Genomic DNA, 14,645 nt, shown 5'->3' with positions numbered 1-14,645 from the left:
CCATTCGGGCAAGCGCGCCGGCTCCGACACGGGTCCGGCCTTCCACTATCCGATGCCCTGATCCATGTCCGTACCCGCCTTCGAATCCAAGCTGACTCCCGCCGACGATCCCGCCGCGCTGGCCGCGCGCATCGCCGCGCTGCCGCGCCCGCTGGTGTTTACCAACGGCGTCTTCGACATCCTGCATCGCGGCCATGCCACCTACCTGGCGCAGGCGCGCGCGCTCGGCGCCAGCCTGGTGGTCGGGGTCAACAGCGATGCGTCGGTGAAGATGCTGGGCAAGGGCGACGACCGCCCGCTCAACCATGAATCGGACCGCATGGCGCTGCTGGCCGCGCTCGCCTCGGTTGATCTGGTGGCGATGTTCCGCGAGCAGACGCCGGTGGAGCTGATCCGCCTGGTGCGCCCCGACATCTACGTCAAGGGCGGCGACTACGATATCGACACGCTGGAAGAAACCCGGCTGGTACGCAGCTGGGGCGGCCACGCCTATGCCATTCCCTTCCTGCACGACCGCTCGACCACCAAGCTGCTGACCAAGGTACGCGAGGGCGGCTGAGCCGCCGCGCTTGCGCTACGCGGCCGGCGCCGACGCCGGCAGGGCCGGCTGGGGTTGCAGCCGCATCCGTTCGCCGCGCACCTGCTGCTCCAGCCGGTGCGGCTCGCGCGGCGATTCAAACCACCCCGACAGCGGCTCCGCGCCGAACGCGCCGAGCCCCGCGGCCAGCAGCACGGCGTTGGCGAACAGCAGCAACAGCAACGCGATGCGCAGGGAGCGTGACAGGCCGGGATGGGTCATGGTGGGAGGCCGGAACGATGGTATAGGGGACTGGCTGCGGCTACGCGCCGGTCGATGCCATCGCATGCAGGCCGAGCAGCACCAGATTATCGTGCATCTCGAACGGCACCGCGAGCGCCCCCGCCAGCGCACCGCGCGCCCCGCCCGACAGCAGGCAGCGCGGCGGGCGCGAACCGTCGCCGCGCTCGCCCAGCGCGCGCCAGGTGCGCTCGATGGCGCCAGCCTGCGCGGCCAGGCAGCCGGCGGCAATGGCGTCGTGGGTGTTGTCGGCCCAGCGCCGCTGCGCGGCGGCCACGCTGCCGGCGTCGCCAACCTCCAGCGCCGGCAGCTGCGCCGTATTGCGTGCCAGCGTGCCCAGCATCAGCGCCAGGCCCGGCAGGATCAGGCCGCCTTCGAAGCGCGCGCCGCCATCCGCCGCCACGGTGACGATATCCAGCGTGGTGGCGGTGCCGGCGGTCACCACCAGCAGCGTGTCGTGCGGCAGCCAGCGGTGCGCGCCAATGGCGCCGACCCAGCGGTCCACGCCCAGCTGCGTGGGTTCGCGATAACCGTTGGCAAGGTCGCCCTGCGCGGCGGCGCTGCGCACCCATTGCATCGGCGCGCAGCCGCCGAAGGCGTCGGCCAGCGCGGCATCGACGGCGGCGGCAATCACCGGCCCGGCCACGTTGCTGATCCACACCGACGGCATCGGCCCGCTGGCCCGCAGTGCGCGCAGGTCGGCGGCCAGGGCCCCGAGCGCGCCGTCATCGGCATGCGCCACCGCACCGCCGTGCTGCCACGGCGTGGGCAGGGCACCCGTGGCGGGCAGCGCCGCGCCGGCCTCGCACCACGCCCACTTGAGCCGGGTATTGCCGATATCGATCAGCAGCCGCGGCGCGTTCATGCGGTCTCTCCGTCGCCCGGGACAGGCCGCAGCGACAGTTCGCCGCTGGCGATGCGCTCCAGCCCGGCGGGCGTTTCCAGCAGCAGGTGGCCGGCCTCGTCGACGCCGCGCGCCATGCCTTCGGCGATCACCTGGCCGTCGTGCAGCAGCCGCACCGGCTGGTCACGGTAGGCATCGGCCGCGGACCAGCGCCGCGCCATCGGGCCGAAGCCATGCGCGAGGAAGTCCGCGCGCATGGCTGCCAGCCGTGCCAGCAGCGCGGCCAGCAGGCGCGGCGCATCGCGTCCGGCATCGAAGCCGGGCATGGCCTCGGCCACACCCGCCAGTTCGCGGCCCAGCGCCGCTTCCATCTGCGCATCGCGCACCAGGTTCAGGCCGATGCCGATCACCGCCCAGACCCGCCGCGGCCCCGCCGGCACCGACTCGATCAGGATGCCGGCCAGCTTGCGGCCATCGATCTGCAGGTCATTGGGCCATTTCAGGCCAACCCGCGCGCCCAGCGCCGGCGCGACCTCGCCCAGGGCCTCGGCCAGCGCCAGGCCCACCGCCAGGCTCAGGCCGCTCAGTTGCGCCGGCGCCAGCGCCAGCGGCAGCGCCACCGAGAACGTCATGCCGGCCTGCCCCTGCCACGGCCGGCCCTGGCGCCCGCGCCCCGCGGTCTGGCGATAGGCCAGGCGCAGCGTGCCGGCGTCGGACCACGGCGCCTGGCGGCACAGCGCGGTGAGGTCGGCATTGGTGGAGCCGGTTTCCTCGACCAGCTCCAGGGTCCAGTCGCGCAGCGCGGGCGGCAGCATGGCGCGCAGCGCCTCGGCATCGATGCGCCACGGCGCGACAGGGGAGGAATCGGGCGGAAGTGGAGGAACGGCGGACATGCGCGGCAAAGGACTGGGATGGGCGAGGGATCGCGGGCGATTGCGGTCAGCACCGGCAGGATCGGGGTGGGGACCCGGACCTGCGGCCGATGCCGCATTGTAGCCGTGCCGCGCGCCCGCGCATGGCCTCGGCCACGCCGCGGTCGCGCCAGCGGGGCGCGTGGCTTAGAATCGAGACTCGGCCATCACATCGCTTGCCCTTGGAACGCCAGACGACGCCAGACTTCCAGATCACGCGCGGGGACGGAACCGTCAGCGTACAGCTGCGTGGCGACTGGACCGCGCTCGCCCTGGCCGGGTGCCGCCAGGCGCGGCAACTGCGCTCGCAGCTGCATGAGCTGGCGCAAGCGCCGGACGGCGCGCAATGGTCGCTGGCGGGCATCGAGCGGCTCGACCATATCGGCGGACAGCTGCTGTGGCAGGCCTGGAACGGTGCGCTGCCGCAGCGGCTCGAGGCCAGCGAGGGCCAGCGCCGCGTGTTCGAGCGCATCGCCGCGGTGCAGGACCAGGGCTGGAAGAAGCACATGGTGGACCGCTTCAACCCAATCACGCTGTTTGGCGCCAACGTGCTCTCGTTCGGTGCGCAGCTGGGCAACGGCATCACCATGCTGGGCCAGCTGGCGTTCGACCTGCTGCGCTTCGCGCGCATGCCGCAGCGCGGGCCGTGGCGCGAGATCTCGGCCAATATCTACAACGTCGGCTACAAGGCTCTGGGCATCACGGCGCTGGTCGGCTTCCTGATCGGCATCGTGCTGTCGTACCTGTCGGCGAACCAGCTGCGCACCTTCGGCGCCAGCACCTTCATCGTCAATATCCTCGGCATGGCGGTGATCCGCGAACTGGGGCCGGTGCTCGCCGCGATCCTGATCGCGGGGCGCTCGGGCTCGGCCATCACCGCGCAGATCGGCGTGATGCGGGTGACCGAAGAGCTCGACGCGATGCGCGTGATGGGCATTTCGCACGGCTTCCGGCTGATCATGCCGCGCGTGATCGCACTGGCCATCGCCATGCCGCTGCTGGTGGCCTGGACCGACGTGATGGCCCTGGCCGGTGGCATGCTGGCTGCGCGCATGCAGCTGGGCATCAGTGCCGCCTTCTTCCTGCGCGAGCTGCCCGATGCGGTGCCGGTGGCCAACCTGTGGCTGGGGCTGGGCAAGGGCGTGGTGTTCGGCATCCTGATCGCGCTGACCGCCTGCCACTTCGGCCTGCGCATCAAGCCCAACACCCAGAGCCTGGGCGAAGGCACCACCGCCTCGGTGGTGACCGCGATCACCATCGTGATCCTGGCCGACGCGGTCTTCGCCATCCTGTTCAAGGACGTGGGCCTGTGAGCGCGGCGCAAGCGAACGCTGCCGCGCAAGGCACGCCCGACCGCACCCCGGTGATCGAGGTGCGCGACCTGGTCAAGCGCTTCGGCAAGGCCGTGGTGCATGACCATGTCGACCTGGACGTCTACCGCGGCGAGGTGCTGTCGATCGTCGGCGGCTCGGGCAGCGGCAAGACCGTGCTGCTGCGCCAGATCGTGGGGCTGGAGCGCCCGACCTCGGGCAGCATCAAGGTGTTCGGCGAAGACCCCGCGCGGCTGCGGCCGGCGCAGCTGCAGGCGCTGCGCAGCCGCTGGGGCCTGCAGTTCCAGCGCGGCGCGCTGTTCTCGGCGCTGTCGGTGCTCGACAATATCGCGCTGCCGCTGCGCGAGCTGCGCGCGCTGCCCGACAACCTGATCTGCCAGGCGGCGCTGCTCAAGCTGCAACTGGTGGGGCTGTCGGCGCGCGATGCCGACAAGATGCCGTCGGACCTGTCCGGCGGCATGATCAAGCGCGTGGCGCTGGCGCGCGCGCTGTCGCTGGAACCCGAGCTACTGTTCCTGGACGAACCCACTGCCGGGCTCGATCCGATGGCGTCCGACGACTACGTGGCATTGATCCGCGAACTGCGCCGCGAACTGGGCCTGACCGTGGTCATGATCACGCACGATCTCGACACGCTGGTGGCGCTGTCCGACCGCGTCGCGGTGCTGGCCGACCATAAGGTGATCGCGGCCGCGCCAATTGCGGAGGTGGTGAAGGTAGACCACCCCTTCATCCGCGAGTATTTCCTGGGCGAGCGCGCCCAGCGCGCCCTGCAGGCGCTGCCGCAGCCCGGGCAGCCGCCGGCGCCACCCCCTGGAGAAGCATGATGGAAAACAAGTCACACGCATTCCTCGCCGGCGTGTTCACCATCGGCCTGGCCGTGCTGGTGCTGTTCGCGATTTTCTGGTTCAGCAGCGACCACGCGGTGCGCGTGCCGTATGACCTGATCACCCGCTCCACCGTCAACGGCCTCGGCCCGCAGGCCGACGTCAAGTACCGCGGGCTGGCAGTGGGCAAGGTCGAGTCGATCAAGTTCGATCCGCAGGTGCCGGGACAGATCATCGTGCGCGTCAGCGTCGACCAGAACACGCCGATCACGCGCACCACCTACGCCACGCTGGGCTTCCAGGGCGTGACCGGGATCGCTTACGTGCAGCTTGACGACTCCGCCGCGCGCGACGGCGCCGCCGGCTCGCCGCCGCTGCCCACCTCGCCCAGGGCAGTGGCGCGCATCGCGATGCGGCCTGGTTTCTTCGAGGAACTGGAAAAGCGCGGCGATTCGCTGCTGACCCAGGCCGAGACCCTGATGGGCTCGCTCAACGACATGTTCAGGGGCGCCAACCGCGACGAGCTGATGGCGGCGATCCGCTCGGTGCACAAGACTGCCGACGACTATTCGCGCTTGTCGGATTCGCTGGCGCCGGCCGCGCAGCGCCTGCCCAGGGTGGCCGAGAACCTGAACGCGACGCTGGAATCGACCCGGCGCCTGACGCAGGAGCTGGCCAACCCCAATGGCACCGTGATGCGCACCGTCGACAGCGTCGGGCGCGACCTGCAGGCCGCGTCGGCATCGGTGCAGTCGGCGGCGGGCACCTTCAGCGAAGAAACCCTGCCCCAGCTCAACGGTCTTGCCCGCGACGCGCGCCAGACCGCGCGCAGTTTCGAGCGCGCCGCCGGCCAGTTCAACGAGAGCCCGAGCAGCGTGCTGTTCGGCGCGCCCGCGCCGGCGCCAGGTCCGGGCGAGCCCGGCTTCAGCGCCGCACCGTAGCGCGGCCGGCATGCGCCACCGCCCTGCCCGTCGATAACGCCAAACGCCAACCGCGAGAATCCGCCGTGAACCCTGCGACCGACATGCCACGCTTCCTGCGCTCCGCGCGCGTCCGCCTGCGCGCGGCCCTGCTGCTCGCCGCCGCCGGGCTGGCGCTGTCGGGCTGCGCGCTGACCCGCGGCGATCCCACCATCACCTATGACCTCGGACCGGCTGTGTCCGCCAGCTCCGGCAACGGCAATGGCAACGGGAACCCCGCGCCCGCACCGCTGCCCAAACTGCGCGTGGCACAGACCGACGGGCCCAACTGGCTGGAAGGCAACGCCCTGTTCTACCGGCTGCAATACGCCCAGGCGCAGCGCCTGCAGGCCTACGCCACGCAGCGCTGGGTAATGTCGCCCACGCGCTTGTTCGACGAGCGGCTGCGCGAGGCCGTGGCCGCGCGCGGCACGCTGGGCTGGTCCGGCGACGGCAGCGTGCCGGCGCTGAAGGTGGACTTGCTCGAGTTCGACCAGGTATTTGACAGCGCCACCACCAGCGCGGGCGTGGTGCGGCTGCGCGCCACGGTATACCGGCACGCCATGCTCGGCCAGCAGACCTTCGAGGTGCGCCGGCCCGCGCCCAGCGCCGACGGCGCCGGCGGGGTCAAGGCGCTGGCCGAGGCCAGCGATGCCGTGATTGCCGCGCTGCTCGACTGGATCGGCACGCTGCAGCTAAAGTAAAGCCACAGGAGAATTGCCATGGAGCCGGCTCCCCCGCCGCTCTCCGCGCCGCCGCCGGCGGCTCCGCCAACGCCCGCCACCACGGGCCCGCAGCACTCGCCGCTGGCGCGCGTGGGGTTGCTCTGCTTCACGCTGCTGGTGGTGTACGCCAGCCTGTACCCGTTTTCGGGCTGGATCGACAACGGCATCTCGCCCTTTGCCTTCCTGAGCGCGCCCAAGCCGCGCTATATCACCGACTTCGACCTGCTGACCAACGTGCTGGGGTATTTCCCGTTCGGCGCGCTGGTGGTGCTGTCGCTGCATCCGCGCGTGTCGGGCGGGCGCGCCACGCTGGTGGCGATGGTGGCCGGCGCCCTGCTGTCGGCATGCATGGAGGCTTTCCAGACCTGGCTGCCCAGCCGCATCTCGTCCAACATCGACCTGATCACCAATGCGCTCGGCGCGCTGCTGGGCGGCGCCGTGGTGGCGCCGTTCACGCGCGCGCTGATCGACGACGGCCGCCTGACGCGGCTGCGCCACGCATGGTTCGAGCCGCATGCCAGCTTTGCCATCATCCTGCTGCTGCTGTGGCCGTTCGCGCAGGTGTTTCCGCAAGAGCACCTGTTCGGCATGGGCGGCATCGTGCGCGAATGGCTGACCGACCCCGAATCCTGGCCGATGCAGGTGCTGCAGATGGTGTTCCCGCAGCTGGAGGCCTGGCAGGACCATATCGGCCTGCGGCCCGAGGACATGCAGAGCCAGCAGTTGCTGGAATCGCTGGTGACCGCCAGCAGCTGGATCGGCACCGGCCTGTTCGCCTCGATCGCGATGCGCCGCAGCGCGCCGATGCTGCGCATCCTGGCGGGACTGCTGGCGGCGGCGCTGCTGCTCAAGGCGACCGCGGCCGAGCTGCAGTTTCCCACTGAAAGCGCATTCGTCTGGCTGTCCGAAGGCGGCCGCTTTGCGCTGCTGACCAGTTCGCTGGTGCTGGCGTTGCTGCTCTACCTGCCGCGCTGGCTGCGCGCGATCCTTGCCATGGCGGCGCTGATCGTGCTGGTGGCGCTGACCAACGTGCTGCCGTCCAACCCGTACGCGTGGATCTCGGAACAGGGCTGGCGCATGGGCCGCTTCATCCACTTCAACAGCCTGGCGCAGTGGCTGGGCTGGCTGTGGCCATTCCTGGCGTTTTGCTATGTGATCTGGCGCTTCGAACAGGTCAGCCTGCGCCGCCATGCGATGAAAAAAGCCGCGGCACGCCGTGAGGCGGCCGCGGCCAACATGCAGGAATAAGCAAGAGGCGGGAACGGGCCCGGCGGCCTCAGGCCTAGTGCAGCTGCCCGCCCTGCTCGCGCACATCGGCGCGGGTCGACAGCGCCGTGGCCACCGCGGTGCGCAGGCCCCTCACCAGCGTTTCGTGCGCCAGGCTGGGCTGGCCCGGATGGCGCGCCGCCTGCTCGGGCAGGTACGGAATGTGGATAAAGCCGCCGCGCACCGCGTCGTCCTGCTCCCGCGCCAACCGGTGCATCAGCCCGTAGAAGACATGGTTGCAGACGAAGGTGCCGGCGGTCTGCGACACCGACGTCGGCACGCCCGCCGCGCGCATGTCGCGCACCATCGCCTTGATCGGCAGCGTAGCAAAGTAGGCCGCCGGGCCATCCGCGGCGATGGCGGTATCGATCGGCTGCGCGCCGGCATTGTCGGCGATGCGCGCATCGTCGACATTGATCGCCACGCGCTCCACCGACATCTCGGCGCGCCCGCCGGCCTGGCCCACCGCGATCACCAGCACCGGCCGCAGCGTGTCGAGCAGTTCGCCGATCGCATCGATCGCCGCGCCGAACACGCAAGGCAGCTGGCGCGCGACGATCGTCGCGTCGCCGACGCGTTCGCCGTCGAGCGCGCGCACGGCTTCCCAGGACGGATTGATCGGTTCGTCCTCGAACGGCTCGAAGCCTGTCAGCAGCACGGTAGGCATGGCGGGGCTCCCTCGGTTACATCAGGAAATACAGCAGCGCGATATTGGCCACCAGGATCGCCAGCGCGGTCGGCACCTGCGCGCGGATCACGGCGTTCTTGTCGTCGAGTTCCAGCAGCGCCGCCGGCACGATATTGAAGTTGGCCGCCATCGGCGTCATCAGCGTACCGCAATAGCCGGAGAACATGCCAATCGCCGCCATCACCGCCGGATTGCCGCCGAACATGCCGACCAGGATGGGCACGCCCACGCCGCCGGTCATCACCGGGAAGGCGGCGAAGCCGTTGCCCATGATCACCGTGAACAGCGCCATGCCCACGCAATAGACCGCCACCGCCACCAGCTTGTAGTCCATGTTGATATAGGCCGTGGTCAGGTGCGCCACGGCCTTGCCCACGCCGGCATCGGCAAACACCAGCCCCAGCATCGCCAGCATCTGCGGCAGCACCAGCGCCCAGCCCAGCGACTCGGTCAGCCGGCGCGATTCGCGCAGGCCCTGCGCCACGGTGTCGCGCGTAAGCCAGCACACCACCGCCAGCGAGATCAGGCAGCCGATCCCCAGCGAGACGAAGGTCACGTTCTTCGGATCGAGCAGCGGCACGCCGGCCACCCTGACGTCCTTGAACAGCATGGTGCCGATCACGGTCACCAGCGGGATCAGCAGCGCCGGGATGAACAGCTTGTTGCCGAGGCGGCTCGCGCTGGCGCGGCGTTCTGCCTCGGGCAGGCTCTCATGCTTGCCGTGGCCGACGCCGCCGAAGCCCGCGATCAGCGCCATCACCACCGCGCCGATGCCGACCGCGGCCGGCGGCAGCCGGTCGCCGACCAGGAACACGATCGCGTACAGCAGCCAGAACAGCCCGGTGCTGAGACGGCGCGGATGCGCGCGGTCGGCGAAGGTCATCAGCGCGGTAATGGCCAGCACCAGGCCGGCGAGCCAGTAGAGGTATTCGATGGAAATAATCATGGCGCGCTCCTTATTCCGCGCTCTTTGCAGGCATGGCCTGAATCGCCTTGCCGCCGAGCTCGCGCTCGAGCCAGCCATCCAGGCGCTTGAGGCGCACCGCATGGATCAGGAACGCGCAGATCGCAGTGGGAATGCCCCACACGGCGATATGCAGCGGCTCCACGTCGATGTTCGACGACAGCAGGAAGGTATGCATCAGCGCGATCGCGCCGAATGCCACGAAGATATCCTCGCCGAAAAACAGGCCCACGTTGTCGGTGGCGGCACAGAAGGCCAGCACGCGCTGGCGCACCGGCTCGGGCAACTGGCCGAAGCGGTTTTCAGCCGCGCCCTCGGTCATCGGCGCCAGCAGCGGGCGCACCATCTGCGGGTGGCCGCCAAGGCTGGTCAGGCCGATCGCCGCGGTCAGCTCGCGCACGCCGAGGTAGACGATCAGCAAGCGCCCGACCGTGGCCGAGGCGATGCGCGCGATCCACGCCTGCGCATGCTCGCGCAGCCCGTGCCGCTCCAGCAGGCCGATCACGGCCAGCGGCAGCAGGATGATCAGCGGCAGGTTACGCGCCTTGACGAAGGCGGTGCCGATCGCCGCGAAGATCTGCATCAGCGGCATCGGCGCGGCCAGCCCGGTGGCCAGCGCGGCGAGCACCACCACCAGCATGGGATTGAAGCGCAGCACGAAGCCGATGATGATGACGCCGACCCCGACAAGGGGCCAGAGATTGACTGCCTGTTCCATGGAAACACCAAACGAAGATAACGAAGGCGCGCGGACAGCAGCCGCCGTGACGCGTGACGGGGCGGGCCGCGTGGGAGAAATGCCGGCGTGGAGGCGGGTGAACGCGCTCAGTCGCCGGCGCGGATCGCGATGCCCTCTGCGCCCAACCGTTCCCGGATGCGGCGCGCAAAGGCCAGCGCGTGGGCGCCGTCGCCGTGCAGACACACGGTTTCGGCCTGAATCGGTACCCAGGTGCCGTCGATGGCGCGCACGCGGCGCTCGCGCACCATGGTCAGGGTCTGGCCCAGGGCGACTTCCTCGTCCTCGTGCAGCGCGCCCGGCGTGCCGCGCCTGACCAGCGTGCCGTCGGCGTTGTAGCCGCGGTCGGCAAAGACCTCCTGCTTGACACGCAGGCCGGCCGCCTTCGCCACGTCGATCATCTGGCTGCCGGCCAGGCCGAAGAACACCAGGTCGGCGTCGAAATCGCGCACCGCGCGCACGATCGCGCGCGCCAGCACCGGATCGCGCACGGCCTGGTTGTACAGCGCGCCATGCGGCTTGACGTGGTGCAGCTGGCCGCCCTGCGCGCGCACGATCGCGGCGAGCGCGCCGATCTGGTACAGCACGTCGGCGTAGACGTGCTCGGGGTCGCGCTGCATCTCGGTGCGGCCGAAGTTCTCGCGGTCGGGGTAGCTCGGGTGCGCGCCGATCGCCACGCCGCGCTCGAGCGCCCACTTCACCGTCTGCACCATGGTGGCGGCGTCGCCAGCGTGCCAGCCGCAAGCGATATTGGCCGAGCTGATCAGCGCCAGCAGCGCCTCGTCATTGCCACAGCCTTCGCCAAGATCCGCGTTCAAATCGATCTGCATTGCCATTCTCCTGTGCGGCGCCTCGCGCCCTTATGCGGCCACCCGCGTGCGTGCGCGCCGGCGCGCGGCAATTGGCATGCCATCGCCCTGCCACCGCAGCGCCTGCTCGATCTGGCGCAGGTAGCGTGCCAGCTCGGCCTGCGCGGCCTCGGCCTGCGCCAGCGTGACCTGGGCAAAGCGCACCGGCGCGCCCAGCGGCACCTGGGCCAGGCGCCACAGGTCGGCGCCGATCACCACGCCGATCTTGGGATAGCCGCCGGTGGTCTGCGCATCCGCCATCAGCGCGATCGGCTGGCCCGCCGGCGGCACCTGCAGCACGCCCGGCACCACGCCATGCGACAGCAGGTCGGCACTGCGCCCGTCGCGCCGCGCCAAGGCCGGCCCGTTCAGGCGCAGGCCCATGCGGTTGCTGTTGGGCGTGACGGTCCAGTCGGCCTGCCACAGCGCGGCCTGCGAGGCCGCGTCAAAGTCATCGTATTCCGGACCGGGCAGCATGCGGATGGTCGTAGCCTTGCCTTCGACCGCGGCCGGCAGCGCCCACGCTGGCGCCTGCACGCCGATCCAGTCGGTCTCGGCTTCCAGCCCCGGGCGTCCCGCGAGCAGGCGGTCGCCCTCCTGCAGCGCGCGTCCGCCCAGCCCGCCGAAGCCTGACTTCAGGTCAGTACTGCGCGAGCCCATCACCGGATCCACCGCAATGCCGCCCGCCACGCACAGGTATGCGCGCGTGCCACCCCGGGTCGACGGCAGCGTCAGGGTCTCGCCCTTGTGCGCGTCGAACGCGTGCCACGACCACACCGGCACGCCGTCGAGGTTGGCGCCGCACTCGGCGCCGGCCAGTGCCACCCGCATATCGGCATGGAAGCGCACCGCGGCGCGGCCCAGCGTGAATTCAATGGCGGCGCACTGCGGCGCGTTGCCGAGCAGGCGGTTGCCGACTTCCACCGCCAGCAGGTCCATGGCCCCGCAGCGGCCCACGCCAAAACGGCGAAAGCCGGTACGGCCCAGGTCCTGCACCGAGGCGAGCGCGCCGGGACGAATGATCTCGATCACGCGATGATTTCCTCGGCGACAAAGCGCACGGTATCGCCGGGCGCAAACAGGGAAGGCGGATCGCGGTCCGCCACGAAGAGTTCGGCGTCGGTGCGCCCGATCAGCTGCCAGCCGCCCGGCAGCACCGCCGGATAGATCCCGGTCTGCTCGCCGCCGATACCGACCGACCCGGCCGGCACCGCCAGCCGTGGCTCGCGCCGGCGCGGCGTGGCCAGCTCCGGCGCCAGCCCGCCCATATAGGCGAAGCCGGGCTGGAAGCCGAGGAAGTAGACCACGTACTCGCCCGCGGCATGGCGGCGCACCACTTCCTGCGGCGACAGGCCGGTATGCGCGGCGACGTCGCCCAGGTCGGGGCCATGCTTGCCGCCGTAGCGCACCGGGATCTCGACCAGCTTGCCGGTCGCATTGCGCGCCTCGCCCGAGGCCCACGCCAGCTTCAGGTTGCGCTCGAGCGCGTCCACGTCGGCATCTTCGTCGAAGATCACGGTGAGGTTGTTCATGCCCGGCACCACGTCCACCACGCCGCGCCAGTCGGCCGCCCGCGCGGCCATGGCCCAGATCCGGCGCTGGACGGCCAGCGATGCTGGCGGCGCGACGCTGTACAGCAGCGCCTGCTCGGCAAGTCGGTGGACGGTGCAGTTCATGAGATTCCCGTTAGCGCACTTGCTAACCAGTGTAGGCAGAGAAGCGGAATGTGACGTGCTGGTATTTCATCGATAATTTATCGATGAATTCATCATATCGAAACGGACCGGGCACGGACAGTCGGGGTTGACCCTAGGATGGGCGTTGGGCGGGCACGCGCCAAAATAAAAACGGCCGGGGAAGTCCCCCGGCCGTTTCGTATTCTCAATCGCTGTGCAACCCGCTTCAGGCAAACCCCGCCTGATGCGCCTGCTGGTCGGCATGGTAGGAACTGCGTACCATCGCGCCCACCGCAGCGTGGGTAAAGCCCATCTTGTAGGCCTCTTCCTCGAACATCTTGAAGGTGTCGGGATGCACGTAGCGCAGCACCGGCAGGTGGTGGTTCGACGGCGCCAGGTACTGGCCGATGGTCAGCATGTCGATGTCGTGGGCGCGCATGTCGCGCATGACTTCCAAAATTTCCTCGTCGGTCTCGCCCAGGCCGACCATCAGGCCGGACTTGGTCGGGACGTTGGGATTGCGGCGCTTGAATTCCTGCAGCAGCTTGAGCGAGTGCGCATAGTCGGCACCCGGGCGAGCCTGCTTGTACAGGCGCGGCACGGTTTCCATGTTGTGGTTCATCACGTCGGGCGGGCACGCCTGCAGGATGTCCAGCGCCTTGTCCAGCCGGCCGCGGAAGTCGGGCACCAGCACTTCAATGCGGGTGCCGGGCGACAGCTCGCGCGTCTGCGAGATGCAGTCGACATAGTGCTGGGCGCCGCCGTCGCGCAGGTCGTCGCGGTCGACGCTGGTGATGACCACGTAGTTCAGCTTGAGCTGGGCGATGGTGCGCGCCAGGTTGCCGGGCTCGTTCACGTCGAGCGGATCCGGACGGCCGTGGCCGACGTCGCAGAACGGGCAGCGGCGCGTGCACTTGTCGCCCATGATCATGAAGGTGGCGGTGCCCTTGCCAAAGCATTCGCCGATATTCGGGCAGCTGGCTTCCTCGCACACCGTCACCAGGTTGTTGGCGCGCAGGATGTCCTTGATCTCATAGAAACGCGAATTGCCGGTGGCGGCCTTCACGCGGATCCAGTCCGGCTTCTTGAGCTTTTCGGCCGGCACGATCTTGATGGGGATGCGTGCGGTCTTGTCGGCCGACTTCTGCTTGCGGGTCGGGTCGTACTGCTCCGCGGGGGATTGCGGGGCTTCGCTTGAAGTGGCGATCAGGGCGTCGCTCATACATTTCTCCGCACGCGCTCGGCGTGCATTTCGCTTTTGACTAGGAGGCCAGGGCCGGGGCGGCAGGTTCTTCAGCCGCCAGCACGCGAGCTTCGTGCGCTGCCAGCACCTCGCACAATGCAGCCGCCAGGCGCTGTGCGATCTCGGGTTGTCTTGCCGCGGTCACGGGCACCGGCGCGCCATCGGCATCCGCCACCGGACAGGTGGCTCCCGCGGTGGCCATGTCGACCGTTTCCAGTCCGGCATAGCCGCAGGGATTGATGCGCAGGAATGGCGACAGGTCCATCTGCACGTTGAGGCTGACGCCGTGGTAGCTGCAGCCGTTGCGGATCTTGAGGCCGAGCGCGGCAATCTTGGCGCCCTGGTGCGGCCCGCCGGACAGGTAGATGCCGGGGGCGCCGGGCTTGCGTTCGGCTGCGAGATTATACGCCGCGAGCGTGTCCAGCACGGCCTGCTCGATGCCGTGCACCAGCTCGCGCACCATCAGGCGGCGGCGGCGCAGGTCAAGCAGCAGGTAAGCCACGACCTGTCCCGGCCCGTGGTAAGTGATCTGCCCTCCACGATCGATCTGCACCACCGGAATCCGCTCGTCCGGCGCCAGGAGGTGCGCGGGGTCGCCCGCCTGGCCCAGCGTGTAGACCGGCGGATGCTCGACCAGCCAGACCTGGTCGGGCGTATCAGAGGTGCGCGCGGCGGTGAAGGCGCGCATCGCGTCGAAACACGGCTGATAGTCCTCGCGGCCGCGTTCGATGACTTGAATCGGATGCATGGCGAGAGTGTAACGAAAAGGGCCGGCTTGCGCCGGCCCTGCCTGCCCCGTTCAGGGAGCGG

Annotated in this window: 17 protein-coding genes; 6 read left to right on the top strand and 11 right to left on the bottom strand. The window is 69.8% G+C overall.

The annotated features are described in order from the left end of the window. Positions 1-64: 64 nt before the first annotated feature. Entirely contained in the window at positions 65-559 is a 495-nt protein-coding gene (gene rfaE2, locus E5S69_RS21340) for a D-glycero-beta-D-manno-heptose 1-phosphate adenylyltransferase (protein ID WP_171516617.1), read from the top strand. A 15-nt stretch (positions 560-574) separates the two neighbouring features. On the opposite strand, the gene E5S69_RS21335 is transcribed toward rfaE2, so the two are convergent. Genes E5S69_RS21335 through E5S69_RS21325 form a run of 3 tightly spaced genes read right to left on the bottom strand, consistent with a single transcriptional unit; the run spans position 575 to position 2,554 of the window. Next, positions 575-799, bottom strand: a complete 225-nt coding sequence (locus E5S69_RS21335; protein WP_171516616.1) for a hypothetical protein — start codon at positions 797-799, stop codon at positions 575-577. A 40-nt stretch (positions 800-839) separates the two neighbouring features. After that, positions 840-1,682 (bottom strand): type III pantothenate kinase, encoded by an 843-nt coding sequence (locus tag E5S69_RS21330; protein WP_171516615.1) that lies wholly within the window; start codon positions 1,680-1,682, stop codon positions 840-842. Further along, on the bottom strand, positions 1,679-2,554 hold the full coding sequence (locus tag E5S69_RS21325) for a biotin--[acetyl-CoA-carboxylase] ligase (protein WP_171516614.1): 876 nt from the start codon (positions 2,552-2,554) through the stop codon (positions 1,679-1,681). Before E5S69_RS21325 ends, E5S69_RS21330 begins: the two co-directional genes overlap by 4 nt. A 194-nt stretch (positions 2,555-2,748) precedes the next feature. Here E5S69_RS21325 and E5S69_RS21320 point away from each other — a divergent pair, with 194 nt between their 5' ends. From E5S69_RS21320 to E5S69_RS21300, 5 genes are all read left to right on the top strand, one after another. Then, complete coding sequence (locus E5S69_RS21320) at positions 2,749-3,885, top strand: MlaE family ABC transporter permease (RefSeq protein WP_171516613.1); 1,137 nt, start codon at positions 2,749-2,751, stop codon at positions 3,883-3,885. Beyond that, the gene (locus E5S69_RS21315) at positions 3,882-4,730 is read left to right on the top strand and encodes an ATP-binding cassette domain-containing protein (RefSeq protein WP_171516612.1); all 849 of its coding nucleotides are present in this window, start codon (positions 3,882-3,884) and stop codon (positions 4,728-4,730) included. Before E5S69_RS21320 ends, E5S69_RS21315 begins: the two co-directional genes overlap by 4 nt. After that, positions 4,727-5,671, top strand: a complete 945-nt coding sequence (locus E5S69_RS21310) for an MlaD family protein (RefSeq protein ID WP_171516611.1) — start codon at positions 4,727-4,729, stop codon at positions 5,669-5,671. Before E5S69_RS21315 ends, E5S69_RS21310 begins: the two co-directional genes overlap by 4 nt. Before the next feature lie 65 nt (positions 5,672-5,736). Then, a complete protein-coding gene (locus E5S69_RS21305; protein WP_423766659.1) occupies positions 5,737-6,393 on the top strand; it encodes an ABC-type transport auxiliary lipoprotein family protein in 657 nt (218 codons plus the stop codon). 18 nt (positions 6,394-6,411) lie between these two features. Next, positions 6,412-7,662 carry a VanZ family protein gene (locus tag E5S69_RS21300; RefSeq protein ID WP_171516610.1) on the top strand — a complete coding sequence of 417 codons (1,251 nt, stop codon included), beginning with the start codon at positions 6,412-6,414 and terminating at the stop codon, positions 7,660-7,662. Positions 7,663-7,696: 34 nt separating this feature from the next. Here E5S69_RS21300 and pcp read toward each other — a convergent pair whose 3' ends face one another. From pcp to lipB, 8 genes are all read right to left on the bottom strand, one after another. After that, entirely contained in the window at positions 7,697-8,347 is a 651-nt protein-coding gene (gene pcp / locus E5S69_RS21295) for a pyroglutamyl-peptidase I (protein WP_171516609.1), read from the bottom strand. Positions 8,348-8,363: 16 nt separating this feature from the next. Further along, complete coding sequence (locus tag E5S69_RS21290; protein ID WP_171516608.1) at positions 8,364-9,314, bottom strand: DUF979 domain-containing protein; 951 nt, start codon at positions 9,312-9,314, stop codon at positions 8,364-8,366. Between the two features lie 10 nt (positions 9,315-9,324). Beyond that, on the bottom strand, positions 9,325-10,050 hold the full coding sequence (locus E5S69_RS21285) for a DUF969 domain-containing protein (RefSeq protein ID WP_171516607.1): 726 nt from the start codon (positions 10,048-10,050) through the stop codon (positions 9,325-9,327). A 107-nt stretch (positions 10,051-10,157) separates the two neighbouring features. After that, complete coding sequence (gene pxpA / locus E5S69_RS21280) at positions 10,158-10,898, bottom strand: 5-oxoprolinase subunit PxpA (RefSeq protein ID WP_171516606.1); 741 nt, start codon at positions 10,896-10,898, stop codon at positions 10,158-10,160. 30 nt (positions 10,899-10,928) lie between these two features. Beyond that, positions 10,929-11,948, bottom strand: a complete 1,020-nt coding sequence (locus E5S69_RS21275) for a 5-oxoprolinase/urea amidolyase family protein (protein ID WP_171516605.1) — start codon at positions 11,946-11,948, stop codon at positions 10,929-10,931. Beyond that, a complete protein-coding gene (pxpB, locus tag E5S69_RS21270) occupies positions 11,945-12,592 on the bottom strand; it encodes a 5-oxoprolinase subunit PxpB (RefSeq protein ID WP_171516604.1) in 648 nt (215 codons plus the stop codon). Before pxpB ends, E5S69_RS21275 begins: the two co-directional genes overlap by 4 nt. Before the next feature lie 226 nt (positions 12,593-12,818). Next, positions 12,819-13,814 (bottom strand): lipoyl synthase, encoded by a 996-nt coding sequence (gene lipA, locus E5S69_RS21265; RefSeq protein WP_171516603.1) that lies wholly within the window; start codon positions 13,812-13,814, stop codon positions 12,819-12,821. A gap of 40 nt (positions 13,815-13,854) precedes the next feature. Beyond that, entirely contained in the window at positions 13,855-14,583 is a 729-nt protein-coding gene (gene lipB / locus E5S69_RS21260) for a lipoyl(octanoyl) transferase LipB (RefSeq protein WP_171516602.1), read from the bottom strand. Between the last annotated feature and the right edge of the window lie 62 nt (positions 14,584-14,645).

This window comes from Cupriavidus necator (assembly GCF_013141915.1).
Classification (GTDB): domain Bacteria; phylum Pseudomonadota; class Gammaproteobacteria; order Burkholderiales; family Burkholderiaceae; genus Cupriavidus; species Cupriavidus necator_B.
The sequence above is the reverse complement of the archived record's forward strand: the minus strand, read 5'-3'. Positions and strand labels throughout refer to the sequence as shown.

Excerpts from the sequence above, each read along its gene's own strand:
- lipB (WP_171516602.1), bottom strand. The coding sequence starts at position 14,583 with ATGCATCCGATTCAAGTCATCGAACGCGGCCGCGAGGACTATCAGCCG.
- E5S69_RS21335 (WP_171516616.1), bottom strand. The coding sequence starts at position 799 with ATGACCCATCCCGGCCTGTCACGCTCCCTGCGCATCGCGTTGCTGTTG.
- pxpB (WP_171516604.1), bottom strand. The coding sequence starts at position 12,592 with ATGAACTGCACCGTCCACCGACTTGCCGAGCAGGCGCTGCTGTACAGC.
- pcp (WP_171516609.1), bottom strand. The coding sequence starts at position 8,347 with ATGCCTACCGTGCTGCTGACAGGCTTCGAGCCGTTCGAGGACGAACCG.
- lipA (WP_171516603.1), bottom strand. The coding sequence starts at position 13,814 with ATGAGCGACGCCCTGATCGCCACTTCAAGCGAAGCCCCGCAATCCCCC.
- E5S69_RS21330 (WP_171516615.1), bottom strand. The coding sequence starts at position 1,682 with ATGAACGCGCCGCGGCTGCTGATCGATATCGGCAATACCCGGCTCAAG.
- E5S69_RS21325 (WP_171516614.1), bottom strand. The coding sequence starts at position 2,554 with ATGTCCGCCGTTCCTCCACTTCCGCCCGATTCCTCCCCTGTCGCGCCG.
- rfaE2 (WP_171516617.1), top strand. The coding sequence starts at position 65 with ATGTCCGTACCCGCCTTCGAATCCAAGCTGACTCCCGCCGACGATCCC.
- E5S69_RS21285 (WP_171516607.1), bottom strand. The coding sequence starts at position 10,050 with ATGGAACAGGCAGTCAATCTCTGGCCCCTTGTCGGGGTCGGCGTCATC.
- E5S69_RS21290 (WP_171516608.1), bottom strand. The coding sequence starts at position 9,314 with ATGATTATTTCCATCGAATACCTCTACTGGCTCGCCGGCCTGGTGCTG.
- E5S69_RS21300 (WP_171516610.1), top strand. The coding sequence starts at position 6,412 with ATGGAGCCGGCTCCCCCGCCGCTCTCCGCGCCGCCGCCGGCGGCTCCG.
- E5S69_RS21310 (WP_171516611.1), top strand. The coding sequence starts at position 4,727 with ATGATGGAAAACAAGTCACACGCATTCCTCGCCGGCGTGTTCACCATC.
- pxpA (WP_171516606.1), bottom strand. The coding sequence starts at position 10,898 with ATGCAGATCGATTTGAACGCGGATCTTGGCGAAGGCTGTGGCAATGAC.